Origin of the sequence: Virgibacillus proomii (assembly GCF_018916875.1) — a bacterium.
Classification (GTDB): Bacteria; Bacillota; Bacilli; order Bacillales; family Amphibacillaceae; genus Virgibacillus; species Virgibacillus proomii_B.
The window spans coordinates 749,212-773,924 of the sequence record NZ_JAHLNO010000019.1 but is presented as its reverse complement, the minus strand read 5'-3'; the positions used below and the strand labels follow the sequence as shown (position 1 = coordinate 773,924).

The 24,713-nt window shown below is 36.1% G+C and carries 19 protein-coding genes; 3 read left to right on the top strand and 16 right to left on the bottom strand.

The window, feature by feature from the left end:
* Nucleotides 1–83: 83 nt before the first annotated feature.
* The 5 genes from KQI21_RS10855 to fdhA form a co-directional block, all read right to left on the bottom strand.
* Nucleotides 84–1,160, bottom strand: a complete 1,077-nt coding sequence (locus KQI21_RS10855; RefSeq protein ID WP_216484185.1) for a LolA family protein — start codon at nt 1,158–1,160, stop codon at nt 84–86.
* 56 nt (nt 1,161–1,216) lie between these two features.
* Nucleotides 1,217–2,674, bottom strand: coding sequence for a sensor histidine kinase (locus tag KQI21_RS10850; protein ID WP_216484184.1), 1,458 nt, complete (start codon nt 2,672–2,674; stop codon nt 1,217–1,219).
* Nucleotides 2,671–3,372 (bottom strand): response regulator transcription factor, encoded by a 702-nt coding sequence (locus KQI21_RS10845; protein WP_216484183.1) that lies wholly within the window; start codon nt 3,370–3,372, stop codon nt 2,671–2,673. Before KQI21_RS10845 ends, KQI21_RS10850 begins: the two co-directional genes overlap by 4 nt.
* A gap of 277 nt (nt 3,373–3,649) precedes the next feature.
* Nucleotides 3,650–4,567 (bottom strand): DUF4349 domain-containing protein, encoded by a 918-nt coding sequence (locus KQI21_RS10840; RefSeq protein WP_216484182.1) that lies wholly within the window; start codon nt 4,565–4,567, stop codon nt 3,650–3,652.
* Between the two features lie 636 nt (nt 4,568–5,203).
* The gene (gene fdhA / locus KQI21_RS10835; protein WP_216484181.1) at nt 5,204–6,421 is read right to left on the bottom strand and encodes a formaldehyde dehydrogenase, glutathione-independent; all 1,218 of its coding nucleotides are present in this window, start codon (nt 6,419–6,421) and stop codon (nt 5,204–5,206) included.
* A gap of 363 nt (nt 6,422–6,784) precedes the next feature.
* On the opposite strand from fdhA, the gene KQI21_RS10830 reads away from it, so the two are divergent.
* A complete protein-coding gene (locus KQI21_RS10830) occupies nt 6,785–8,422 on the top strand; it encodes a M4 family metallopeptidase (RefSeq protein ID WP_253291395.1) in 1,638 nt (545 codons plus the stop codon).
* A 660-nt stretch (nt 8,423–9,082) separates the two neighbouring features.
* On the opposite strand, the gene KQI21_RS10825 is transcribed toward KQI21_RS10830, so the two are convergent.
* The 4 genes from KQI21_RS10825 to KQI21_RS10810 form a co-directional block, all read right to left on the bottom strand.
* Nucleotides 9,083–10,330, bottom strand: a complete 1,248-nt coding sequence (locus KQI21_RS10825) for a dihydrolipoamide acetyltransferase family protein (RefSeq protein ID WP_216484180.1) — start codon at nt 10,328–10,330, stop codon at nt 9,083–9,085.
* 15 nt (nt 10,331–10,345) lie between these two features.
* Nucleotides 10,346–11,377 carry an alpha-ketoacid dehydrogenase subunit beta gene (locus tag KQI21_RS10820; protein ID WP_216484179.1) on the bottom strand — a complete coding sequence of 344 codons (1,032 nt, stop codon included), beginning with the start codon at nt 11,375–11,377 and terminating at the stop codon, nt 10,346–10,348.
* A 17-nt stretch (nt 11,378–11,394) separates the two neighbouring features.
* The gene (locus KQI21_RS10815) at nt 11,395–12,363 is read right to left on the bottom strand and encodes a thiamine pyrophosphate-dependent dehydrogenase E1 component subunit alpha (RefSeq protein WP_216484178.1); all 969 of its coding nucleotides are present in this window, start codon (nt 12,361–12,363) and stop codon (nt 11,395–11,397) included.
* A gap of 278 nt (nt 12,364–12,641) precedes the next feature.
* A complete protein-coding gene (locus tag KQI21_RS10810) occupies nt 12,642–14,450 on the bottom strand; it encodes a sigma-54-dependent Fis family transcriptional regulator (RefSeq protein ID WP_216484177.1) in 1,809 nt (602 codons plus the stop codon).
* A gap of 453 nt (nt 14,451–14,903) precedes the next feature.
* On the opposite strand from KQI21_RS10810, the gene KQI21_RS16170 reads away from it, so the two are divergent.
* Nucleotides 14,904–15,173, top strand: a complete 270-nt coding sequence (locus KQI21_RS16170; protein ID WP_253291394.1) for a GNAT family N-acetyltransferase — start codon at nt 14,904–14,906, stop codon at nt 15,171–15,173.
* Between the two features lie 41 nt (nt 15,174–15,214).
* On the opposite strand, the gene KQI21_RS10800 is transcribed toward KQI21_RS16170, so the two are convergent.
* Both KQI21_RS10800 and KQI21_RS10795 read right to left on the bottom strand, forming a co-directional pair.
* Nucleotides 15,215–15,709: a GNAT family N-acetyltransferase gene (locus KQI21_RS10800; RefSeq protein WP_216484176.1), complete on the bottom strand. Its 495-nt coding sequence runs from the start codon at nt 15,707–15,709 to the stop codon at nt 15,215–15,217.
* Between the two features lie 627 nt (nt 15,710–16,336).
* Nucleotides 16,337–16,822 carry a spore coat protein gene (locus KQI21_RS10795; protein ID WP_216484175.1) on the bottom strand — a complete coding sequence of 162 codons (486 nt, stop codon included), beginning with the start codon at nt 16,820–16,822 and terminating at the stop codon, nt 16,337–16,339.
* Nucleotides 16,823–17,884: 1,062 nt separating this feature from the next.
* Here KQI21_RS10795 and KQI21_RS10790 point away from each other — a divergent pair.
* Complete coding sequence (locus KQI21_RS10790) at nt 17,885–18,502, top strand: hypothetical protein (RefSeq protein ID WP_216484174.1); 618 nt, start codon at nt 17,885–17,887, stop codon at nt 18,500–18,502.
* 343 nt (nt 18,503–18,845) lie between these two features.
* Here KQI21_RS10790 and sufB read toward each other — a convergent pair whose 3' ends face one another.
* The 5 genes from sufB to sufC are packed head-to-tail and all read right to left on the bottom strand — an operon-like array spanning nt 18,846 to nt 24,046.
* Complete coding sequence (gene sufB, locus KQI21_RS10785) at nt 18,846–20,243, bottom strand: Fe-S cluster assembly protein SufB (RefSeq protein ID WP_216484173.1); 1,398 nt, start codon at nt 20,241–20,243, stop codon at nt 18,846–18,848.
* A gap of 43 nt (nt 20,244–20,286) precedes the next feature.
* The gene (sufU, locus tag KQI21_RS10780) at nt 20,287–20,727 is read right to left on the bottom strand and encodes a Fe-S cluster assembly sulfur transfer protein SufU (protein WP_077320128.1); all 441 of its coding nucleotides are present in this window, start codon (nt 20,725–20,727) and stop codon (nt 20,287–20,289) included.
* Complete coding sequence (locus KQI21_RS10775) at nt 20,714–21,937, bottom strand: cysteine desulfurase (protein ID WP_216484172.1); 1,224 nt, start codon at nt 21,935–21,937, stop codon at nt 20,714–20,716. Before KQI21_RS10775 ends, sufU begins: the two co-directional genes overlap by 14 nt.
* Entirely contained in the window at nt 21,937–23,244 is a 1,308-nt protein-coding gene (gene sufD / locus KQI21_RS10770; protein WP_216484171.1) for a Fe-S cluster assembly protein SufD, read from the bottom strand. The genes KQI21_RS10775 and sufD overlap by 1 nt, the downstream gene beginning before the upstream one ends.
* A gap of 16 nt (nt 23,245–23,260) precedes the next feature.
* Nucleotides 23,261–24,046: a Fe-S cluster assembly ATPase SufC gene (gene sufC, locus KQI21_RS10765; protein ID WP_216484170.1), complete on the bottom strand. Its 786-nt coding sequence runs from the start codon at nt 24,044–24,046 to the stop codon at nt 23,261–23,263.
* Between the last annotated feature and the right edge of the window lie 667 nt (nt 24,047–24,713).

Below are 24,713 nucleotides of genomic sequence, written 5' to 3'. Positions count from 1 at the left end.
TGCATGAGAATGAGTTTTGTAGAAGTTATATGTATTTATTTTTCATACACTCACACCATTCAAAACTCGCCTAACCTCAAAACTTATTGGCCGTTTTTATCCCCTTTTTGCATGTCCTCTTTAAACAGCACCATTTTTTCAATTAATTCCTTTATCTGTTTCAGCTCAATATTCTGATTATCTATAAGCAATGAATAACGCAATCCATTTTCATCCCACAACAAACTATGAAAGCTTTCATCATTTGTGTACGTTCCCCGTTTACCACGAATGGTTATCGTTTGCTCATTAGGTAATAAATTTTCATCTATCGCTTTATCCGGCGTTTTAAAAACCGATAAGTTTAAAAATGGGACATCATTTTTTATGTAATCCATACTTACCTCTTTACGTTTAAACTCACCTGAAAACTCGATTAGTTCAACCTTATCTATTTGCCATTCGTTTGTTTCAGGTATATAGAGGATAGACTTTCCCAATTCCTTTGGCACATCTTCTAGAGTAATTTCACGAACAGGAGATTCCTCATTTAGATTTTTGATTTCCACATCTTTTGGTAAATCAAGAGAAAACTTTTCTTCAGGAATATTTGTATCAAAATCAATCTCGTTATATATCGTTTCTTGGGTTTGGTCACCGATAACTGATATCATTTTTAAAACAATCCAATTCTCCTTATCGATCCACAATTCCTGTTTACCATATAAATTGTTGTCTTTTTTTGGTTCAGCTATGATATGCTGCGTTTTACGTCCAGCAATTTCTTCCTCTTTTCCATCGGAAATTTCATGTGTTTTTACAATTTTTTCTAAAATAAAATCAACTTGCTTCTTTGGCGAGGGTTGATTTAATTCGAGTATCTCCGGGTCATCAATTATTACTGCTTGGTTTTGTGTTTGATCATAACTAATAACTGATGTCCCGTCATTTACAGAGACCCACTTTTCTCCCCTATCGCCTCCTTGTAATTCAGTTCGAATCTTTCCTTCATCATTGCGCCATTCCTTCATAGTAAACCGTTTTACTTCCTTGCCATTTTCACTTATAACAGATGTTGACTCCCCATAGAAGGCTAAAGGTTTTACTTCAGCAGCTAACGCTTGATTGACCATTTCCTGTGGAGAATAATGATTCGATTCAGGTGTACAACCAAAACTCACGAATATTCCTCCTATACAATATACGATTAATCCGATTTTTGTTTTCCACATATTTTTCACCTTTCTGTTGCTATTGGCAGCTTGCAAATCACGCAAGTACCAACTTCTTTTTCAGCAAAAATTCTTACACTTCCACCGTGCTTTTCAATAATCTGCTTGGTTATACTTAATCCTAAGCCGGTTCCTTGTAAATGCTTTTTGCTCCTTGCTTTGCTACCTTGATAAAACGGTTCAAATACATAAGGCAATAGATCTTCTGTAATTCCCTCTCCATCATTTTGAACGATAAGTAAAACACCTACCTCTTTATTCTGTAAATAACTACCTTCATCTACAAAAGGAAATATCCATTCTGGCAAGCCATCTGATACAGCAGCCAGCCAAACTCTCTTTCCCGAAGGTGTATGAGAGATGGCGTTACTTACTAAATTATTCACTACTCGTATTAATTGATTGGGATTTACATCATATGCGCCCGTAACTTGCTGATATGTATGCAAATAAATACCTTTTTGCTTACATAGGGCATCGTAATCCGAAATAAGCATTTCAAAGAACTCTTTTCCTTCCACACGTACAAATTCCATGTCTTGCGCTGTTGAATGCAAGGTTGTATAAGTTAATAAATCATCTAGCATCGTTTTAAGAAAATCCGCTTTTTCCATAATGACATGTAAATACTCTTGTCTCTCTTCATCATCAAGCTGCTCTTCATATATTAAAGACTCTGTATATGCTTTTATCGAAGTTAGAGGCGTTTTTAAATCATGGGATACACTTGCAATTAAAAACTCTCTTGCTTGCTGTTCCTGTTTAATCGCATTACGAGCAATTTTTATTTGATTTCTCATCGCATAAAAATGCCTCATTAAATCGCCAATCTCATCATTGTTTGGTGAACTTTCTTTAATTTCTTCACCTGCTGCAAATTTTGTCATATCATTCATGATTTTCCGAAGTGGTCGATGTAGTTTCCTATTAACAAGCAAAACTACCATTGAATAAATGAGAATAAATACAATAATTAGTCCACCGCCAATTAAATAGGTACGATTAGCTACCCCTTCCAACCATTGTTCACGTGGAATTTGTACATGGAAAAAGCCGATTAATTCATCATGATCAAAGACTGGCTGGCGGTACGTATATGAACGATAACCTTGTTTTAAGTTATACAAATCCTCATACAGTTGTTCTTTTGTATACTTATAAAAGCTTGAGGTCGCAGAAGGAGAGGAAGCATAAATAACTACACCATCTTTACTTAGCAACTCGACTGTTTCCTCGGTATCTAAAGCCTTTTGGATGATATCTTTATTGACATTTAGCTTGTATAATTCCGGATCCGTTAATATGTTTTTTAACACGTCTATTTCTTTAACAATTTCGATATGTTCTTTCACTTTAAGCTCATTATTATATGCATTGATAAACATAAATAAAAAGAATGCTGCTATGACAGGAAGAATCATCACCATAAAATAAGATAGTAGAAGCCACGCTTTTATTTTCATTTCAATTCACCGATGAATCGATATCCTTTCCCCCAAACCGTTTGGATGTATTTTGGATTTTTGACCGAATCGCGAAGTTTTTCTCTTAATGATTTAATATGAACTGCAACCGTATGCACTCCATCTGATTCCAATTGGTTCCAAATGTGTTCAAACAACTCATGCTTGGAAAATGTTTGTTCAGGATGCTGTGCTAAAACAGCAAGCAATTCAAATTCTTTCCCCGTTAACATTAGTCTCTTATTAAGAAGAAAAGCCTCACGCTGGTCCCAATCGATTGTTAACCCATGAAGATACGCAGTTTTATGCTGTTGTTCGAGAATGCCTTGATATCTTCTCCAGCGTCGCAAATGAGATTCAACCCTTGCTTTTAATTCCAACATACTAAACGGTTTTGCTATGTAATCATCTGCTCCTAAACCCAGTCCTTCCACTTTATCTTGATCAGCTCTTCGTGCACTAATAATAATTACAGGGATATCGCTTTTTAAACGAATATTTTTACATAAGGAAAATCCGTCCATTTCTGGAAGCATTAAATCCACGAGAACGAGATCGTACGTCGCAGCTTGGAAATCTTCCCATCCCTCTAATCCCGTTGTAGCCCATGTTACTCTGTAATTATTACGGACAAACATATCTCTTATAACACGAGCGATTTCTGCATCATCTTCTACCAGTAAAATAGTTGCTTGCATCCATGTTTCCTCCTGTATAAGTACTATATCACGATAAATTAATCATACCGTAAACTTTATAATTTCTTTATCTTTTAAATAACTAACTACTTTATTTGAATTTCTTTTTAGAAGTCACATGAATTACCTTCTGTGCTAAACTTCATAGACAAACCTATTTTTACCATTTAAAAACTGCAGCTCCTGTTTGCTGCAGTTAGTAGTGCTTATTGCCGAATAAAAAATAAATCTTATTTTAAATTTACATTAATTAAAAATTACCAATTTTGATTGACGGTTAATCCGCTGATCGCTTATTACGCCGCTTTTTTCTTATAAAAACAAATAAAAGAAAACTAATCAAGCCCAATAAAAGTAAAATAGGAATATTACCGGCAATAAAAACAAAGCTGTTAGAAAGCGCCATCAAAATTATATTAATGCTTTTAAGAAATTGCTGTTTTGTTTTATCCCATGTATTTAAATCATCTTCACTTTTAATCACCGTATGATTTTCTCGTATCTCGATCGTTATGGTTGCCAAGTCAGCTTTATTTTTTAAATAGTTCATTCGCCCAGTAATTTGTTCAATTTCTTCTTGAACATCGGCTAGGTTATCTGAGATATCCAATAAATCTTCTGTTTTATCAGCCTGTTCCATAAAAGAAAGCAATCGCTTTTCCACTACTTTTTTTGACTTTAACCGTGCTTCTAAATCAACGAATTCCTCTGTCACATCTTCTCCTGAAACAGAGCTCTCCATCAATTTTCCTTCTCCTGTCTCCACTTTTTTCATAAACGACTGAAAATTTTTTTGAGGTATTCTTGCTGTTATACTTCCAGTTACATTACCTTTTTTGGAATCTTTATGGGTGGTAGAGTCGACAATATAACCACCCTGCGCGTCAATTAACTGCTCTAATTGAGTTACTTTTTGCTTAACAGATTTTACTTCTAATTGAATTATTGCTGTATAAATGATTTTCCGACCAGAAGCAGTATAGTTATCAGCAGCTGTTATGTTTTCCCCCGTTTCATTTTGTTCTGAAGCGTCTTCATTCTTACTTAAATCTTCATTTGGTTTAATTGGTATAGTATTTTCCACATGAATATTTTCTGCCATCTGTTTACTAGTATTATCAGATTCCGTTTGGTCATTACAGCCTCCAAGCACTAGCAAAAAAAATAAAAAACATAGAAAGAACTTTTTCATCATATCATCCGCCCCTTGTATTTTAATGGTTTACTATACTGACGGACGACTACATAAAACGTTACAACAAATTAAATTTCGTTCATCATTTTAAATTTTACGGTATGTAGCAACAACACACCTACTTTATAAAAATTACGCTAAGAAGCTAAAAATGCTCAGCTAGCGATGTACAAACGGCAGAGCTTCTCAAGATAAAGTGAAACATTCCGTGAAGCGCCTTTTACACGGAATGTTAGTACCACAAGGGTATGACCTAAGAACCTTGAACGAATCGGGGATTTAGGAGCCGTTATCTCTAATTTAGACTTCTCCGTATTCTCTATCATCTTGAAGTGGTAGTTTTACGGCACCTGACAAAAAGGATAAAGTGAAACTTCATTCAAGGAGCAATTTTCTCCTTAAAACAGTAGATCAAAAGCGTTCTTGAAAAATCGCGATGTATTGTTACCGAAGCTTTTCTTGTCCTTAAAAAATCACGATATGTCGCTGACGTAGTTTTTCCTTGTCCTTGAAAACTGCGATGTATCATCTACGTAGCTTCCTTGTCCTGTTGCCCAAACAAATCGGGGATTTAGGAGCTGTTTTTCTCATAAATTTCGTATTGATTACATATTTCATCTGTATTATCAAATATATCTAACTTTTTACTAATCGATGGGGATCGATGACAAACTTCTTGGAAGCTCCGCCATCAAACTCTTGGTATCCTGCCGGTGCTTCATCCAGCGATATTACAGTAGCATTTACTGCCTTAGCAATTTGTGCTTTCTCACTTAAAATGGCCATCATTAAATCTCGATGATACTTCATAACCGGAGTTTGCCCGGTTACAAAGGTATGAGCTTTGGCCCAACCGAGTCCAAAACGAATTTTTAACGTTCCTTCTTTTGCCTCCTCATCAATACCTCCAGGGTCTCCAGTCACATACAATCCTGGAATACCTAGTCTACCACCAGCACGAGTTATATTCATTACAGTGTTCAAAACCGTTGCTGGTGCTTCTACAGCTCCTTCACCATGACCACTTGCTTCAAACCCAACCGCATCAATCGCGCAGTCAACCTCTGGTACTCCAAGAATTTGTTCAATCTGTTCTCCTATGTTTATATGTTCACGAAGATTGATTGTCTCACAACCGAAGCTTCTTGCTTGAGCTAACCGTTCCTCAATTAAATCGCCAACAATTACAACAGATGCACCAAGTAATTGTGCAGAATGGGCTGCTGCTAATCCAACAGGCCCAGCTCCAGCAACATAAACTGTAACTCCTGGCCGAACACCAGCATTCACCGCACCGTGATATCCGGTAGGGAAAATATCAGAAAGCATCGTTAAGTCAAGAATTTTTTCCATTGCTTGTTCCTTATCTGGAAATTTTAATAGTTGAAAGTCAGCATATGGAACCATGACATATTCGGATTGACCACCAACCCATCCACCCATATCCACATAACCATAGGCAGAGCCAGGTCTGTCTGGATTAACATTTTCACAGATATGTGTATCCTGACGTTTACAATTTCTACAACGTCCACAAGCAATATTAAATGGTACCGATACAATATCTCCCTTTTGGATAAACTCTACATCCCTGCCTGTTTCAATAACTTCTCCAGTAATTTCATGACCGAGCACTAAACCACTGGGAGCTGTTGTTCTTCCTCGAACCATATGCTGATCACTACCACAAATATTCGTCGTAATTACTTTTAAAATGACACCATGCTCGCATTTTCTTCCTACATTCAAGGGGTTTACTCCAGGTCCGTCACGTAAAACAAGTTCTGGATAACCAATATCCCTTACTTTTACTTTCCCTGCACTTACATAGACTACCCCTCTGTTTGTCGTCACTTAACCACTCCTTATTTAAATTTTGATAACGGTGTCTTTGTAATCTTTGTCAATCTGATTCTATTATACTATTTATAATAGAATATTTCTATAATTCTATTAATTAGCATAACAGTTTACACCTACTAATTAAGTAATATACATTTATTTATTGGTAATATTCGCCCAATAAAATAAACATATTTTGTTAATATAACCTTTTTTTGTTAGTAAATAACCCTATTTTTCCTATTAAACTATAGTTCAATATATATAAAAAACTTGTAAAAATAAGTCGAATAGTTCATTGCATATCATTTAAATCTGCGATACTATTATTCCAAATTTAATACCAATAATTCCCAAAGAAAAGGAGAGAAGCAAATGCAAAAAAAGTGGATTCAAACAATTGGAGCAATTTCAATGACGACCGCCTTAGTAATGGGTAATGGACAAGTAATCAGTGCTGCCAATAATGATGCATGGAAGCTTAAGCCTGATGCAGAAACATTGTGGGAAGAAGATAGTATGGAAGACGTGCCTTCATTTATCAATGGAAAAGTATCCGATCAAAAAGTGACCAAAGAAAGTGATGTCAGAGCGTTCTTTCAAGCAAATCAAGATTTATTTAAAACAAATCCAAAAACAGAGTTAGCATTTATCGAAGCTAATGTAGATGAAGTAGGAATGACTCATTATATTTATCAACCCAAAATTCAGAATATTCCCATAGACAATTCAAAAGTCGTTGTACACGTGACCAAAGATAGAAAAATAACTGCGGTAAACGGTGATTTTCATCCAGATGCTCCGTCCCAATTGCTCCAAGAACATAAATTAACGAAGAAGAAGGCGATTAATGCCGCATGGAAGCATATTAATGTAAAACGAAGTAAAGCTGATAAAAAAATAAAGTCGTTAACAGGTGAAGATTTTAATTCCCTTCAAGAAAACGCTAATTTAGTAGTTTTCCAAGATGGTAAAAATTATACATTGGCCTATCACGTTGAACTGCAATTTACTCAACCTTATCCAGCCAACTGGCAAATTTGGGTAAATGCAGAAAATGGAACAATCCTAAAAGCTATAAACCAGGTTCAAGAAGCGGCAACTACCGGTACCGGAATAGGTACGTTAGGTGATACGAAACAATTAAATATGTTTTTACATCAAAATGAATATTATTTATATGACACTACCAAACAAATGAACGGTGTAATAGAAACGTTTGATAATCAAGGCGCATTCGTTAATAATCTCCCTGGTATTTATGTGACAAATAGTGATAATAACTTTAATAGTGAATCACAGCGAGCAGCTGTAGATGCTCACTACTATGCAGGTGAAGTATTCGATTACTATTTAAATAGGTTTGGTCGAGTGAGTTATGATGATAATGGTGCTTCGATCCGGTCATCCGTTCACTACGGAAATAATTACAATAATGCAGCATGGGTCGGCAACCAAATGATCTATGGAGATGGCGATGGCGTGGAATTCACTTACCTATCAGGAGCAAAAGATGTCGTCGCTCATGAATTGACTCATGCTGTGATTCAGGAAACAGCTGATCTGGTATACGAAAATCAACCGGGTGCACTAAACGAATCGTTTGCAGATGTCTTTGGCTATTTTGTTGATCCTGAAAACTGGTTAATCGGTGAAGATGTGTACACACCTGGCATAGAAGGAGATGGACTTCGCAGCTTAGAAGATCCAACTAAGTACAATCAGCCGGATCATATGGATAAATATCAAAAATTACCGAATACACGTGAAGGAGATTGGGGTGGAGTCCATATCAATAGTGGGATTCCTAATAAAGCTGCTTATCTTACGATCAATACAATAGGTGTAGATAAAGCAGAACAAATCTACTATCGAGCAATAACTGTTTACCTAACACCGAACAGCAATTTTGCAGATGCACGTCAAGCTTTAATACAATCAGCACAAGATTTATATGATGAACAAACAGCGAATGCGGTTACCGATGCATGGGATAGAGTTGGTGTACAATAATATCATAGCAAAACTAACCACCAGTGGAGACTCGCCTATCCGCTGGTGGTTAGTTTTTAATCATTTTTACGATATAACTACACTTTTATGATATTTCGAGTTGCTGTTACTCTCAAGCGCAAACGTACATAAAACTGCTAAAGCATTATCCTCAACAATAAAGTGAAACTTCATTCCGTAGAACGCTTTTTACACGGAATGTTAGTACCACAAGGGTATGACCTAAAGGCCCTTGAACGAATCGGGCATTTAGGTGCCGTTTTCTAACACTTAGACCCTTTTGTATCAACTCAGGCTCTTAAAGTGGGAGTCTTACGGCACCTTACATGCGGGATAAAGTGAAACTTCATTCCGTAGAACGCTTTTTACACGGGAATGTTAGTACCACAAGGGTATGACCTAAAGGCCCTTGAACGAATCGGGCATTTAGGTGCCGTTTTCTAACACTTAGACCCTTTTGTATCAACTCAGTCTTGAAGTGGGAATCTTACGGCACCTTACATGCGGGATAAATTTACTTCCACCTTTTAAAACTTTTATTTTCTTCATTAGTTCGGTCCATTCAAATACCGTTTGATTTTAGGATAAAAATTAATCCTACAATTTAAATCTGCCAGCTATGTTTTGCGATAACTGACAGATATTATTTTTAACAGCTGATTAAAGCAATAATAAATACGGATTTTCTAAATAATAAACAATTTTTCTTAAAAAGACAGCTGCCGGAGCTCCATCTAGTACGCGGTGATCAAATGTCAAACTTAGTGGCAACTTGATCATGGTTTGCAGCTTTTCATGCTCGTCCAGTCCCATTTCCTTCATAAATGTTCCTACACCAAGTATCCCACTTTCAGGGGGATTGAGGATAGGCGTAAAATATTCAATCCCTTGAGCACCCAAATTGGTAATCGTAAATGTAGAACCACTCATCTCTAAATTTTCTCCGGCTCTAGCAGCTTCTGTTATCTCTTGAATTTGCTTCGCCAAGCTACCAATCGGCAGTCTTTCTGCGTGTTTTACTACTGGAACTACTAATCCGTCATCTAAAGATGTGGCAATTCCTAAATGTACTGCCTCATATTGCTGCAACATATCATCTATCAAATGTGTATTTACTTCCGGATGATCTAGTAAGCTTAGGGTAACTGCCCTTGCTAGAAAAACGGTTAATGTCAGCTTTATCTCTATATTATTCTGGTCTGCTTCCTCACGAAGTTTCTTTTGAAAAACAAGCAGTTTTGTAATATCTGCTTTCCGATGTAACGTTAACTGAGCAGTATTTGCAAGACTTTCCTGCATATTTATTGCTATGGATTTACGCATAGCAGATAACCCTTTCATGTTATTAGCCTTTATTGGTCGTTCAACAACTCTTTCCTCTGTTTGCACTTTCGTTACCGCTACCTCTTTTTGTTCAGCAGCTCTCTCCACATCCCGGCGAGTAATTCTTCCTTTAGGACCTGTCCCTTCAATAGTTGCAATATTTATGTCTAATTCTTTTGCTTTTTTCCGTGCAGCTGGTGAAATTCGTCTTTTTCTATTTGGTCCATCCTGTTTTTGATCTATAAGCGGATCAACTGTTTTTTCAGGAGCTGCTTGTTGAGATAATGCTTCAGGCTTTTCTCCTTTTTTTTCCAGCAAGGTAGAAATTGTTTCGCTCACTTCTTCTCCTTCTTGGCCAACGAAACCAATCACTTCACCAACTGGAACTTCTTCCCCTACTTCTTTGGTTATATTCAATAATATCCCTGCTTTAGGGGCCTCCACTTCACTAGTTAATTTATCAGAACTTATTGTGGCAATTCCTTCTCCTTCTTTAACTGCATCTCCCGGTTTTTTCAACCACTCTTCAATCGTCCCTTCTGTCATTGTCATACCTAACTTCGGCATTACAATTGTTATAGCCATAAAATCCCCTCCTGTTTATCTTGATAAGGTAAGCTTTCCTATCATTTCTTTAGCTGTTTGTACTACTGTACTCGTATTTGGTATATATAAGTTTTCCAAATTTCTTGCAAATGGTACTGGTGCGTGCGGAGCGGTAACCATTTTAATTGGCGCATCTAAGGAATCAAACCCTTTATCCACAACCATTGCCGAAATATCTGTTGCAGCATTACAGCGTGGATTCGCTTCATCAATGATTAATAAACAACCAGTTTTATCTACAGACTGTAAAATCGTATCCTCATCAAGTGGAGATAATGACCTTGGATCAATAATTTCTGTTTCCACTCCCTGCTTTGCCAGCTCATTTGCAGCTTCTTCTGCTACATGCACCATTTTACCGATAGCAACGATTGTCAAATCATCACCGCTGCGTTTTATTTCCGCTTGTCCTAAAGGAATCGTATAATAACCTTCTGGTACTTCTCCTTTCATACTGTATAATGTCTTATCCTCAAAAAAGGCAACGATATCACTGTCTTCGATTGCTGATAACAATAAACCTTTTGCATCATAAGGATTTGACGGGACAACTACTTTTAAACCGGGGATCGCAGTAAACATTCCATATAAAGATTGTGAATGCTGAGCAGCTGCTCCAGCTCCTGCCCCATGGCTCGTCCGAATCGTTAATGGTACTTCTGCTTTCCCGCCAAACATATAGCGAATTTTTGCACCTTGATTCATCACTTCATCCAGACAGCTGCCAATAAAATCATTAAACATCAGTTCAGATATTGGCCTTAACCCTGTAACGGCTGCTGCTACCGCCGCTCCCATGTACCCTGCTTCAGCAATTGGCATATCGATGACTCGCTTACGCCCATACTTATTCCCTAATCCTTGCGTTACCCCGAAAACGCCACCCCAAGCTTCTTCATCCTGTAAATGATCAACAGTCGCTCCTCCGGCTACGTCCTCCCCAATTAAAATGACTTTATTATCTCGTTCCATTGCTATATCCATTGCCTCATTAATCGCTTTTGAAAATGTTAATTTTCTAGCCATTTTTCCTCACCTCATTTTTATTGTCTATAAGCAACATATACATTTTCAGTTAATGTCTCAGCACTTGGCTCTTTACTGTTATGAGCAAATTCCACTGCTTCTTGCACTGCTTGTTCTGAAGCACGTTCTATTTCTGTTAACTCTTCCTCCGACAATAAATCGTTTTGTAATGCATATTCCTTAAATTTTTTAATACAATCGATATCGACCGGCCATTTTTCTTTATCTGCCTCAGACTTATATGCTTGATTATCGCCTTCAAAATGTCCGTGAGTCCGATAAGTTAATGCTTCAATTAAAGTAGGACCTTCTCCATTTTTAGCTCTTTTCACCGCTTTTTCTGTTGCAGCGTAAACTTCCATGACATCATTTCCATTAACTCTAACTCCCGGAATATTATAAGCCTTTGCTCGTTCAGCGATTGTTTTTGCCGAGGTAGCATATTCAAATGGGGTCGCTTCACCAAAGCCGTTATTTTCTGCTACAAAAATAACCGGTAATTTTAAAGCTGCTGCGATATTAATTCCTTCATGAAACGTGCCATGATTATTTGCTCCATCACCAAAAAAGCAAACCGAAACACTATCCGTGCCTTGTACATAGGAAGATAAACCAGCACCAACTGCCAATGGAAACCCTCCACCGACAATACCGTTTGCCCCAAGCATTCCCACTTCGAGATCAGCAATATGCATGGAGCCGCCTTTTCCATTACATAATCCTGTCTCTTTCCCAAATATTTCTGCCATCATTCCATTTAAATCACAACCCTTAGCAATACAATGCCCATGACCGCGATGTGTACTTGTAATATAATCATCTTTATTTAAATGTGCGCATACTCCTACAGCAATAGCTTCTTCTCCTGCATATAAGTGAACAAACCCCGGTATTACACCTGTTGAGAAAATTTTTTGTACCTGATTTTCAAAATTGCGGATATCATTCATTTTGGCATAAATCCAATGCGCTTTATTTTTATCCATGGAAACATCCTCCTTTTAAGATATTTGTTGTCTTTCACAAATATAGATAGCAAATATCATGCCAACTTTTAACTCCTTTAAAATAAAGCGCTTTCAATAAACGTAATTAAAAATGAGACAACTTTTGCAAATTGTCTCATTTTGTCGCATTTTTTACTATCGTTGTTTAAGGAAATGGGTGGAATGGTTTAAAAAATGTTCAGCTCAAAATATTCGAAGTATCATTTTTGTCAACTTAAGAATTAAACGAATTAGCTACTTTTTATAGTCAATAACAGTTAAGTAAGGTTATACTTTTTTAATTTTCGGTATAAGGTACTGCGAGATATGTTTAATTCTTTTGCTGCACGTTCAACATGATTATGATGAGTGATTAATGCATCCTGAATTTTTTCATATTCTAATTGTTCACGAAAACTTAACTTTAATTTTTGATTGGCTGTTTTTTCTTCGTTTTTCGAACTCCAAAGAGAAATAATAGTATAAAGTTCTTCCTCAGAAGGTTCCCGATCTGCAAATGAAATTCGACAACGATCTAGTGCATTATATAATTCACGAATATTTCCCAACCACATACCTTCCTTAAAAATAGCAATTAGTCTAGAAACCCAGCTTGGTTGCCAATTGTTCTTACGACAAAAATCATGAATAAAAAAAGGTATATCTTCTTTTCGTTGACGAAGTGCTGGTACATCAATTGGATAACCGTAGATTCGATAAAACAAATCAGCCCGCATTTTCCCAGTGTGTACAAGGTCACGAATATCAACATTGGCAGCTGATATAATTCGTACATCGACGTCAATCGGCTGATGACCTCCTATTCGTGTCACCTGGTTCTGCTGTAATACTCGAAGTAAAGATACCTGCATGGAACTTGGCATATCACCAATTTCATCTAAAAATAAAGTCCCGCCATCTGCTGCCTCCAGCTTCCCCATTTTCCCTAATTTATGTGCGCCAGTAAATGCTCCTGGCTCATAACCAAATAATTCACTTTCTAAAAGCTGTTCAGGAACCGCTCCACAGTTTATTGAAATAAATGGGTGATCGTTTCGATCGCTATTTCTATGAATAGCTTCAGCGATTAACTCTTTTCCTGTTCCTGTCTCACCATAAATATGAACCGCTACATCAGTTGAAGCGACTTTGCTTATATTATCCAAGACCTTTTGAAATGCTTGACTTTTACCGGTAACACCACGGAAATAAATAGTCGCTTGCTTTTCCTGTTTTGGCTCCTCTACATAGATTTGATACCCAATAATCCGTCCATTTACTTTGATTGGGATTTTTTTCTCTTTTAATACAACCTCCTGTTGCAACATATCTAATGACTCACCTAATAAATACCCATATGGTTCTTTCAAAAATTTAGGTAATTTACAAATAATATTATCTCTTGAGCAAATAATTGTATTGATTGAAGTTGCACTTTTTACTAAGTATTCCATATCTTCATAAATTGTTTTTCTCCAAGCAAGCGAAATCGAATCTGCTATCATTTTCACCGTTGCCAGCACATAGCTGTAATTAATTGGATGATATGGACTCGAAATATTTAATACTCCTAAGATCTGATTATCCTGATCAACGATTGGAGCAGCAGCACAGTTCCATATTTGTGAAGCTACTGCAAAATGGGCATATCCCTTTACCGTAAACGGCTTTTTGAAACGATGTGCTAGTCCAATTGCATTGGTACCTACTTCAATTTCCCCCCAATTCGCTCCTTGAATAAAGTGAATTTCACGAGCCTTTGCTTCTACGCAATGATCCCCTATATTTTGCAGGATAAAACCATCTTTATCTGTCAATGTTGTAACAAATTTCCATCCCTTTAAAAAATAATTCAACTGATCCAATTGTTCTTCTGTCAATTTAATTAATAGTTCATTATGTTGTAATCGTCGCTGTATGTCACTTACTTTTAAAATTGATTGTGATACACCATCAAAAGGGTCTACCCCATGACTTTTGCATCGTTTCCACGAATCAATCAGTTCATAGGACATATTTTCATCTAGAAAACTCCCCTCACTAATAAAACGCTTCCAATTTTCCTTTGAAACTACTTCCGGTACCATACTTATCATCCCCCATTACTGTTGGATATAAAGTAATTACGATTTTTATAAAACGTTAATAGCGATACCCCTATATCATTATTCTAACCTACTTATTTCTAATATACATGTTATTCACAGAAAAGACATCAGATAATTGTCTGGTAAATTAGTACAGAACACTATTTTTATGTTTGTTCACTGCTGAATATAACAGATTGGAAATGTCTTGCTCTGCAATAAGCTCCTCGCTTTTCACTGTGTATCACCATAAAGCAATGCTCCCATAGATGTTTTTTGGAAGGTACCAAAACATAAAATTAATGATTACAGCAAAACGCATGATTTCTCTCCTCTTCTTATAAAAAATAGAAACATATTCATAACCTGCTTAACAAATGAAAAAACTCATTATTATGGAGTAAGCTTTATATGTAATGAACTTCATGTTTAGATACTCCTATTGTAGAAAAAATGGAAAAGACAATTTATGCGTTTATCAATGGCTGGATTTATTATCGTAAATTACAAGTATTTAGCTTTAATAAACCAGCTATTCGCTCTTATGAAAAATGTGGTTTTGTAAAAGAAGGTGTTCTAAGGAAAGAATTCTTCAGATTTGGACAGTTTTATCACATCTACATTTTTGGCCTATTAATTAAAGGAATGGATGAATTAAAATTAAACGAAGCCTTGGTAAATATGATATTTACTGGGATTTCGGTTTTTCTACTTGATTCTTAAAACAGCGCTAATACATGACTAGCATAACCGCTCTCGATTTACTATTTTGTTCCGTTTTTTATCTGATAATATTCTTTTTGCAACATCCCCATAATGATTTCATCAAAATAGACATCGTTTAACAAAATAGACTCTCTAATAACTCCTTCTCTTTTAAATCCTGCTTTCTCATAGGACTTCATACCACGTATATTATGAGAATAAACTTCCAGCTGTAGCCTATTTAGATTAATTTTTTCAAAAGCAAAGGCAAGGGCTAATTGAACAGCTTCCGTACCATAACCTTTATTGAGGTAGTTTTGATTATGTAAGGAAATCCTGAACCCTGCTTTGCGATCCGTTTGTTCAATATCTAAGATAGATAAATCACCAATTATTTGATCATCACTCACCAAACAAATTGCAAAATCATAGCGTGTTTTATCACTGCTTATTTGATCATAATGTTCATAAAGTTGTTCTAACGAAAATATATTTTTCGTACCTGTCATATACCTTATTTCTTCATCTTGAACAGCTTGGTAAAAGCTCAACATATCCTGTTTAATAATTGATCACAAATAGACCGATTTCCCTCTCATTTGTATCTCCCCCAACCTATTTTAATATATTCTCTTTTAAGCTGAAAATTTTAATTTTATTTGATTATACGCTAAGTTAACATGTTTAACCATATAGTACGATAGATTAAAAGTTTGAACTTTAGCTGTTAAAAATAATTCATGATGGACAAATCGTATAGTTAGAACTTAAAAAGCTGAGAAATGAATATTTGATATGATACAAGATGTTAAACTCTGATAATCATTTATTTTTTTAGAAAAACTTGGCTTGTCGCCAAGTCCTTATGGCAAAGCTGTAGTTTTTCTTATACTATAAAGTGAAACTTCATTCAGTAGGAGTTTTCTTCCCTCTCCTACTGAATGTTAGTGGAACCAATCGGGCATTTAGGTGCCGTTTTCTCCCACTTTGACACTTTGTATCAACTCAGGTCTTGAAGTGGGAATCTTACGGCACCTTACATGCGGGATAAACCCTAAAATTTTTATACTTTCCTATAGTGTAAAAAATAAACAGCTCATATGTATCTTTTTACAATGAGCTGTTTCCTAGCGTTTGTTAATTCAATTTTTATTTTTTCGTTAAATAGTATAAAGTAATCTCTACATGGATAATGCTTTATTAGCAAGCTTCATATCATTTTGTAATATTTTATTTAGATTATAAGCTGGATATAAACTTTTGCGATACATATAAGTGAAGATACGCTCATGGCAATCAATTGCTTTATTTAATTGTTTCTTAAAAATTTCTCTTACTGCTGGTGTAGCAGTTTCTGTAATTGCAATAGCATAATTTCGAACAGCTGCTTTGGAAAAGCTTAGTAAATCTCCAGCTAAGAAACTATCATCTGTACGGTAATCACTTGACTCTCCCGGGTGTGGTGCATATGGATAAAATTTCAATAGTTCCCTCAAATTTATTTCTAATTCGTCAATGGTTTGCAAGTAAATATTATATAACTTTTTATCTCGAATTCCCTGATTCACTGCTTTTTTCAACTTCATTAAACCGATGGACTGAAATGCAACTAATTCATGAATTTCAAGTGTTTCATGCCATGCAAGAGCTTTTGGATGATCAGACATAACCATTCTCCTTTTCTTATATTCACTTCTAGTATATGAATTAAAAAAAAATGGGTTCTTGACTATCCTCATGTACCTTAAGATTAATAATAAGAAACATTTAAAAATCTAACCTTATATAAATGTAAGAAGTAAACCAGCTGAAACTTGGAATAGCAATATAGAGCTAATCGAAATTATAATAAGAGAGTGTAAAAAGTTTTGTGTGAATGGATATACTTCCTAATAAGGGGATGATCATTTATGCAAGACTTATTTCATGAAAAAATCATTAAAGTGAATGCAATTATTCTTATCTAACATATGGTTTTATTCACTTTAATAATAATGCTAGTATTACATAAATAAAATAAAAAATTCAGATAACAACGGCAAAAGCTGTATGAACAGGTTATTTTTGAATTGTTAGTATTTCAAATAATTAGCACAATGCTAGTGATACTGGATATAGGTTTTTCTTATTTTACATATTAAGGTTAAAGTTTATTAAAGAAATACATAAAAGGCGAGCTTGATTTTTTGGTGAAGTATAATATGATAAAAAGCGAGTGCTTCATTAATCACTAACATCTATTAAGATGTAAATATTTTTCACAAAACGAATTGATATGTGAATACTTTTCTCAACGCAGATTAAAAAAGTCAGACTATAACTCTCCTTTAAAACAGAATTTCACCAAATTAAATACCTCTTTTTTTATTGTTTCAAAGTGTACAAACAAGTTCTTATCAAATTTAAAAGGAAAAATGGGGACGTGATTCGATTGGTAAATATCGACATACAAATAGATTATTCAAGTTGGGGAAATAGGAATGTTCCAACAGAATTCTCATCACTACCAGCTTCATTAATTTCGATTTAATTGACCTTACATGTTGCTGATGCTACTAAAAACCCAAATCATTTGGGACGATCTTTAAATGATTATTGGGCATTTTTAAGATATGCAATTGTTTTTCTAATGTAGGAAATTTAAGGTTAGTTCCTGAGTTTGAGGATATAGATGCGCATCAAAAGACTATATTAAGCGATGATATAGGAATGGGAATGGCTTCCTGGTCATGGATACAAGCTTTGGCATTAAATCATTAACAGATACAAGTTTCTTTCTTAAACATTTACAATCTCTTTCAGCGATGTCTACAGGCAAAAGAGGTCCTAATAAATCTCCAGACTTTTTAATATTGGATAATAACTATAATATACATCTATTAGAATGTAAGGAGACTCAGAATAAATTAACTACAAGTGAAGACCAAATTGATAAAGGTAGAATTCAAAAACATAGTATCATAGATCCTAATACAATTATTAGTGAGAAGTTGGTTATTGGGACATATATCGCAAAACCAAGAAGCACTAGAAATTCTCGAGTTAAAATTGTTGATCCAGAATTTAAATATAACTTTTCTGATTTAACAAAAGAAATCATGATAAATCTACTTTTATTAAGTCAACTGATTAAAGAATTAAGTTTTATTATGAGTAAAAACTTTTTAAAAGTTTCACCACGAAAAACTCTACTAAAAGACATATTAGAAAGTAGGAATTTTTTCAAAAAAATTAAATCACTGTTTTTAAAAAGTAATTTAACAAGGAAAAATATCGAAGTAAATGAACAGTTTGGAGAGTTTTCACTGGAAAAATCTTATAATTTAGACGTGATAAATAGCCATTAATAGACTCGTATAATATAAACAGTTTTTAGAAAAATTCCAAAATAAAAAAAGTATTGATGATGAGACTTATAGGGGAATATTTGGGTTAGAAATGAAATTATCTAAAGTATAAAATAGGTTCTAAGTCAAAGTGGAGTGGGCAATTAAAAAGCCACTCCTATTTATGCTGATGATTTCTATTTATCATATACACTCATTAACGCTCATAATGCATGTGAGATATAGGATTTACCTAATTTATTCATCACAGAAAATCACAGAAAGTCATTTTATTTAGGCGCAAAATTAGGCACAGACAAAATTACCCTTGTCACAAACGTTGATGTGACAAGGGTTAGAGCTGTTATCCGATACTTCCTTCCATTTCGAAACTGATCAAACGGTTCATTTCTACGGCGTATTCCATTGGCAGTTCTCTTGTAAATGGTTCGATGAAGCCCATTACAATCATATCTGTAGCTTCTTGTTCAGATAAGCCACGGCTCATCAAATAGAATAGTTGTTCTTCAGATACTTTGGAAACTTTTGCTTCGTGCTCCAATGAAATATTGTCATTATTGATTTCGTTGTATGGAATTGTATCAGAAGTTGATTCATTATCCATAATTAACGTATCACACTCAATATTGGAACGAGCGCCTGTTGCTTTACGTCCAAAATGTACCAGACCGCGATACGTTACTTTACCGCCATGTTTGGAGATGGATTTAGAAACAATGGATGATGATGTGTTTGGTGCTAAATGATGCATTTTTGCACCTGCATCCTGCAGTTGTCCTTTACCAGCAAGCGCAATGGATAGAGTTAACCCTCGAGCACCCTCCCCTTTTAGAAGAACAGCAGGATATTTCATTGTTATTTTCGAACCAATGTTACCATCGATCCATTCCATTGTGGCATTCTCATCACAGGTTGCACGTTTTGTAACTAGGTTATATACATTATTTGCCCAGTTTTGAATGGTTGTATAACGGCAGTATCCATCTTTTTTAACAAAAATCTCAACAACGGCACTGTGCAACGAGTTTGTTGTATAAATAGGTGCTGTACATCCTTCTACATAATGAACAGAAGCACCTTCATCCACAATGATTAATGTTCTTTCAAATTGCCCCATGTTTTCTGAATTAATTCGGAAATATGCTTGGAGAGGTGTTGTGGTCTTTACACCTTTTGGCACATAAATAAATGAGCCGCCAGACCAAACAGCAGAATTTAATGCTGCGAATTTATTATCCGTTGCTGGAATAACTTTACCAAAATATTCTTTAAACAGTTCTTCGTTTTCTTTTAAAGCTGTATCTGTATCTTTAAATACGATTCCGAGTTCTTCCAGATCTTCTTTTAGACTGTGATAAACAACTTCTGATTCATACTGAGCAGATACACCTGCCAAATACTTTTGTTCGGCTTCAGGAATTCCCAGTTTATCGAAGGTCCGTTTAATTTCTTCCGGAACTTCATCCCAAGTTCTACCTTGTTTTTCTGACGGTTTTACATAATAAACAATTTCATCAAAGTCTAACTCGGACAGATCCCCGCCCCATTGTGGCATTGGACGCTCATAAAAATGCTCAAGCGCCTTAAGACGATAATCAAGCATCCATTGCGGCTCTTCCTTCATTCTAGAAATTTCTTCAACCACTTCGCGGGTTAGCCCTTTGCCTGAACGAAAGACCGAAACGTCACGATCGCGAAATCCGTATTTATACTCTTCGATTTCTGGCATATTTTTAGCCATTCATAAACCCTCCTTAGGTCAAAATGAAATCTTTTCGGAATTTTTACTTCCTGTTTTCTTTAACGCCTTTTTCCATGGCTTTCCACGAAAGAGTTGCACATTTGATACGTGCTGGAAATTTTGCTACCCCTTGTAAGGCTTCAATATCTCCTAAATCTAGTCCTTCCGTATCAACCTTCTCACCCATCATCATTTTAGAAAAAATGTTGGACATTTTTAGTGCCTTCTCCAACTCTAACCCTTTAATAGCCTGTGTCATCATCGAGGCTGAGGCAATGCTGATGGAGCAACCTTCTCCTTCAAACTTTGCATCTTTTACAATGCCATCAGCCACTTGTAAATGTAGCTGGATCCGATCTCCACAAGTAGGGTTATTCATATCGACACTTAAAACGTCCCCATCTAAGCTTCCTTTATTTCGCGGGCTTTTATAATGATCCATAATTACTTGTCTGTATAGCGTATCTAGGTTATTTAAAGCCATTACCAAAATACTCCTTTGTCTTCCGAAGTCCATCTACTAGTCGATCTACATCTTCTTTTGTATTATACAGATAAAAGCTTGCGCGTGCAGTTGCTGTAACTTCAAGCCAACGCATTAATGGCTGTGCACAGTGATGTCCTGCCCGTACAGCTATTCCTTCTGCATCCAGTACTGTAGCCGTATCATGTGGGTGAATATCATCCAGATTAAACGTCACTAGAGCAGCCCGATGTTCCGGACCGTAGATTCTTATTCCTTCAATCGTTCTTAACTGCTCCATGGCATAATCAGCAAGCTTTTGCTCATGCTCTGTAATTTTATCCATACCGATTTCCTGAAGAAAATCGATTGCTGCCCCTAAACCAATCGCTTCAGCAATAATCGGTGTACCAGCTTCAAACTTCCACGGCAACTCTTTCCATGTGGATTCATATAGATGTACGAAATCGATCATTTCCCCGCCAAACTCCACCGGCTCCATCTGTTCAAGTATTTCTTTCTTTCCGTAAAGCACACCGATTCCAGTTGGAGCTGCCATCTTATGGCCGGAAAAAGCATAAAAATCGCAATCTAAATCTTTTACATCAATCTTCATGTGAGGAGCACCCTGTGCACCATCAACTATAATTACTGCACCATGCTCATGGGCAATAGCAGCTATTTCTTTGATCGGGTTGATCGTGCCTAAAACATTAGAAACATGTGCGATTGCAACTATTTTTGTTTGCTTCGTAACAGTTTTCCTTACATCTTCTAAACGGATCGTTCCATCCTCTTGTAACGGAATATATTTTAATGAAGCACCAGTGGCTTTGGCAGCTTGCTGCCAAGGGATGATATTACTATGATGCTCCATTGGTGTAATTATAATCTCATCCCCAGCTTTTAAGTTAGCTCGTGCATAACTGGAAGCAACCGTATTAATGGCAGTAGTGGTTCCCCTCGTGAAGATAATTTCTTTTGTGCTATCCGCATTTATAAACCGGCGAACCTTATCTCTAGCGCCCTCATATGCAGCAGTTGCTTTTGTGCCAAGTGTATGCACACCACGATGAACATTCGAATTATATGTTCGATAATAGTTATCTACAACTTCCATCACTTGAATTGGTTTCTGCGATGTAGCTGAAGAATCTAAATAGACAAAAGGATGGCCATTCACTTCCTGATTTAGAATAGGAAATTGCTCACGAATGGCTTTTACATCCATTAATATACCTTCCTTTCAATGACTTGAGTCAATTGATTTTTTACTGCTTCAATTGGTAATTGATTAACGACTGGTGCTAAGAAGCCGTGAATAATTAGGCGCTCTGCCTCATCTTTTGTAATGCCTCGACTCATCAAGTAATAAAGTTGCAACGGATCAACTCTGCCAACAGAAGCAGCGTGACCGGCTGTTACATCATCTTCATCAATTAACAGAATTGGGTTAGCATCTCCTCGAGCCTTATCACTTAGCATAAGAACACGTGATTCCTGCTCTGCATTTGCTTTCGAAGCGCCATGTTCGATTTTTCCAATGCCGTTAAAAATCGAAGTGGCTTTATCCTTCATCACCCCATGTTGAAGAATGTAGCCTTCTGAATTTTTGCCAAAGTGAACAATTTTAGCGGTGAAATTCTGTGTTTGCTTACCGCGTCCGACGGAAACTGTTTTTGCATTTGATAATGAGTTTTCTCCCATTAAATATGTTATGTTTTCAGAAACCGTATTTCCATCATTCATTTGTCCTAAAGCCCAGTCAATCGTTGCATCTCGATATGCAACGCCGCGACGATTGTTATATGCTGTCGTTCCTTCAGCAAAGTTATCAACAGCACCAAATGAAATTTTAGCATTATCATGTGCGATGACTTCTGTTACAATATTTGCAACGGTTGCTTCTTTTTCGTTATGCGAAAAATAGTTTTCCACATATGTTAAAGAGCTTCCCTCATCAGCTACAACTAGAACATGATTAAATATTGCCACTTCAGGATCTTCCTGCCAAAAGATGGTTTGTAACGGCTTATCTATAATCACGTTTTTAGGGATATAAACAAACACTCCGCCATTCATTAAAGCAGCGTGCAAGGCAGTTAAGCGATGTTCGTCAACCGCTACAGCATCCTTCATATAATATTTTTTCACTAAATCTTCGTGTTTTTGTAAAGCGGTAAAAATATCTGTAAAGATAACGCCTTTATCTTGTAATTCCTTGCTCAGCTTACTATGAGCTATGGAATGATTACGTTGGATAATCAGATTTTCAGGTAGATTATCCTGATCCAAAAACTCCTGTATTTCAGTAGGCAGTTGGTTTAATGATGTAATTTCTTCGCCCGTTGTAGTATGCTTAAATTCCGTAAAGTTCCATTTGCCAATCTTTGTTTTATCCGGCTTTGGCAATTCCAATGTATCAGCCTGTTCTAAAGCTTGAACACGTAACTCCAGCATCCATGCAGGCTCATTTCTTTCTTTGGAAAACTGTTCAATATAATCTTTATCGTATGGCAGTTTTGTTTCTACAGTCATTGTATCCCTCCTTGCCTTATGCTTTTTGCTCCACTGTTTCGTCTTCAATACCGAGTTCTTCTTTGATCCACTCATAACCTTCTGATTCCAATCGTTTTGCTAGTTCTGGTCCGCCGGATTTAACAATACGACCTTGCATCATAACATGTACATAATCCGGAGTAATGTAGTTTAATAAACGTTGGTAGTGGGTAATAATTAAGCAACCAAAGTTATCATCACGAAGCTTATTGATACCTTTAGATACAACTCTTAATGCATCAATATCTAAACCGGAATCAATTTCATCCAAAATTGCAATTTCTGGTTTTAGCAACATTAATTGTAGAATTTCATTACGCTTTTTCTCTCCACCCGAGAATCCTTCATTTAAGTATCTTTGTGCCATATTCTTATCGATTTCGAGATAGTCTAATACACTGTCCATTTCTTTAATAAAATTCATTAACGATATTTCATTTCCTTCTCCACGGCGAGCATTAATAGAAGAACGAAGGAAATCGGACGTTGTCACCCCACTAATTTCACTAGGATATTGCATGGCCAAGAATAAACCTGCTCGGGCACGTTCATCTACTTCCATTTCCAAGACATCTTTTCCGTCTAATAAAATGGACCCTTCTGTAACTTCATATTTAGGATGCCCCATAATCGCTGAAGCTAGTGTGGATTTTCCTGTCCCATTTGGCCCCATAACTGCATGGAACTCTCCACCTTTTATAGTAAGGTCGACACCTTTAAGTATCTCCTTGTCTTCAATTGAAACATGCAGATTCTTAATTTCTAAAGTTGATCCAGCCATATTTATACCTCCAACTACTGTTATTTTTATTATCACATTGAAAATGAATGTGATATTCATTCTCAATTTATTCTCATTACAATCTTAAAGCATTTCGAATTTATTATCAACTCTTTTAAATGTGAAGCCAATTACGATTAAATCTAGTAAACTTAGCATATCATTAAACTTAAGTATACACCAAACGCCATTTATCTTCTAAAGCAATGCTTTATCCCGCATGTAAGGTGCCGTAAGACTCCAACTTCAAGACCGAGTTGTTACAAAAGGGTCTAAGTGGGAGAAAACGGCACCTAAATACCCGATTCGTTCAAGGGCCTTTAGGTCATACCCTTGTGGTACTAACATTCCGTGTAAAAAGCGTTCTACGGAATGAAGTTTCACTTTATTTTCTTATTTTCCGAGTCATATTCTCATTCGGCCCTATGTATCATGTATGTAAGATCAGCAACGAAAGCTCCCTTGGTCAGCATCAAGCTAAGCGTTGTAACTCTTACGGGAAGATTGACCACACCGCGGAAGCGTCGAAATAACCTCTAATAGCAAAGTCCCGTAGTGGAATATGGATAAATGCCACACAAAGATATCCACCTTGTAAAAACAGATATCATTTCTAAGGTAAAGGAAAAGGCACTTATGCTTTTATCTCGCACAAGCGCCGCTCTTT

Bases quoted from the DNA above. Each gene is read 5' to 3' on its own strand.
- sufU (WP_077320128.1), bottom strand. From the start codon at position 20,727: ATGGCTTTAAATAACCTAGATACGCTATACAGACAAGTAATTATGGAT.
- KQI21_RS10825 (WP_216484180.1), bottom strand. From the start codon at position 10,330: ATGGCTATAACAATTGTAATGCCGAAGTTAGGTATGACAATGACAGAA.
- KQI21_RS16170 (WP_253291394.1), top strand. From the start codon at position 14,904: ATGGAAAAGACAATTTATGCGTTTATCAATGGCTGGATTTATTATCGT.
- KQI21_RS10840 (WP_216484182.1), bottom strand. From the start codon at position 4,567: ATGATGAAAAAGTTCTTTCTATGTTTTTTATTTTTTTTGCTAGTGCTT.
- KQI21_RS10845 (WP_216484183.1), bottom strand. From the start codon at position 3,372: ATGCAAGCAACTATTTTACTGGTAGAAGATGATGCAGAAATCGCTCGT.
- KQI21_RS10830 (WP_253291395.1), top strand. From the start codon at position 6,785: ATGCAAAAAAAGTGGATTCAAACAATTGGAGCAATTTCAATGACGACC.
- sufC (WP_216484170.1), bottom strand. From the start codon at position 24,046: ATGGCTGGATCAACTTTAGAAATTAAGAATCTGCATGTTTCAATTGAA.
- KQI21_RS10815 (WP_216484178.1), bottom strand. From the start codon at position 12,363: ATGGATAAAAATAAAGCGCATTGGATTTATGCCAAAATGAATGATATC.
- sufD (WP_216484171.1), bottom strand. From the start codon at position 23,244: ATGACTGTAGAAACAAAACTGCCATACGATAAAGATTATATTGAACAG.
- KQI21_RS10790 (WP_216484174.1), top strand. From the start codon at position 17,885: ATGGATACAAGCTTTGGCATTAAATCATTAACAGATACAAGTTTCTTT.
- KQI21_RS10800 (WP_216484176.1), bottom strand. From the start codon at position 15,709: ATGTTGAGCTTTTACCAAGCTGTTCAAGATGAAGAAATAAGGTATATG.
- KQI21_RS10775 (WP_216484172.1), bottom strand. From the start codon at position 21,937: ATGGATGTAAAAGCCATTCGTGAGCAATTTCCTATTCTAAATCAGGAA.
- KQI21_RS10810 (WP_216484177.1), bottom strand. From the start codon at position 14,450: ATGGTACCGGAAGTAGTTTCAAAGGAAAATTGGAAGCGTTTTATTAGT.
- KQI21_RS10820 (WP_216484179.1), bottom strand. From the start codon at position 11,377: ATGGCTAGAAAATTAACATTTTCAAAAGCGATTAATGAGGCAATGGAT.
- KQI21_RS10850 (WP_216484184.1), bottom strand. From the start codon at position 2,674: ATGAAAATAAAAGCGTGGCTTCTACTATCTTATTTTATGGTGATGATT.
- KQI21_RS10795 (WP_216484175.1), bottom strand. From the start codon at position 16,822: ATGTCTGATCATCCAAAAGCTCTTGCATGGCATGAAACACTTGAAATT.
- sufB (WP_216484173.1), bottom strand. From the start codon at position 20,243: ATGGCTAAAAATATGCCAGAAATCGAAGAGTATAAATACGGATTTCGC.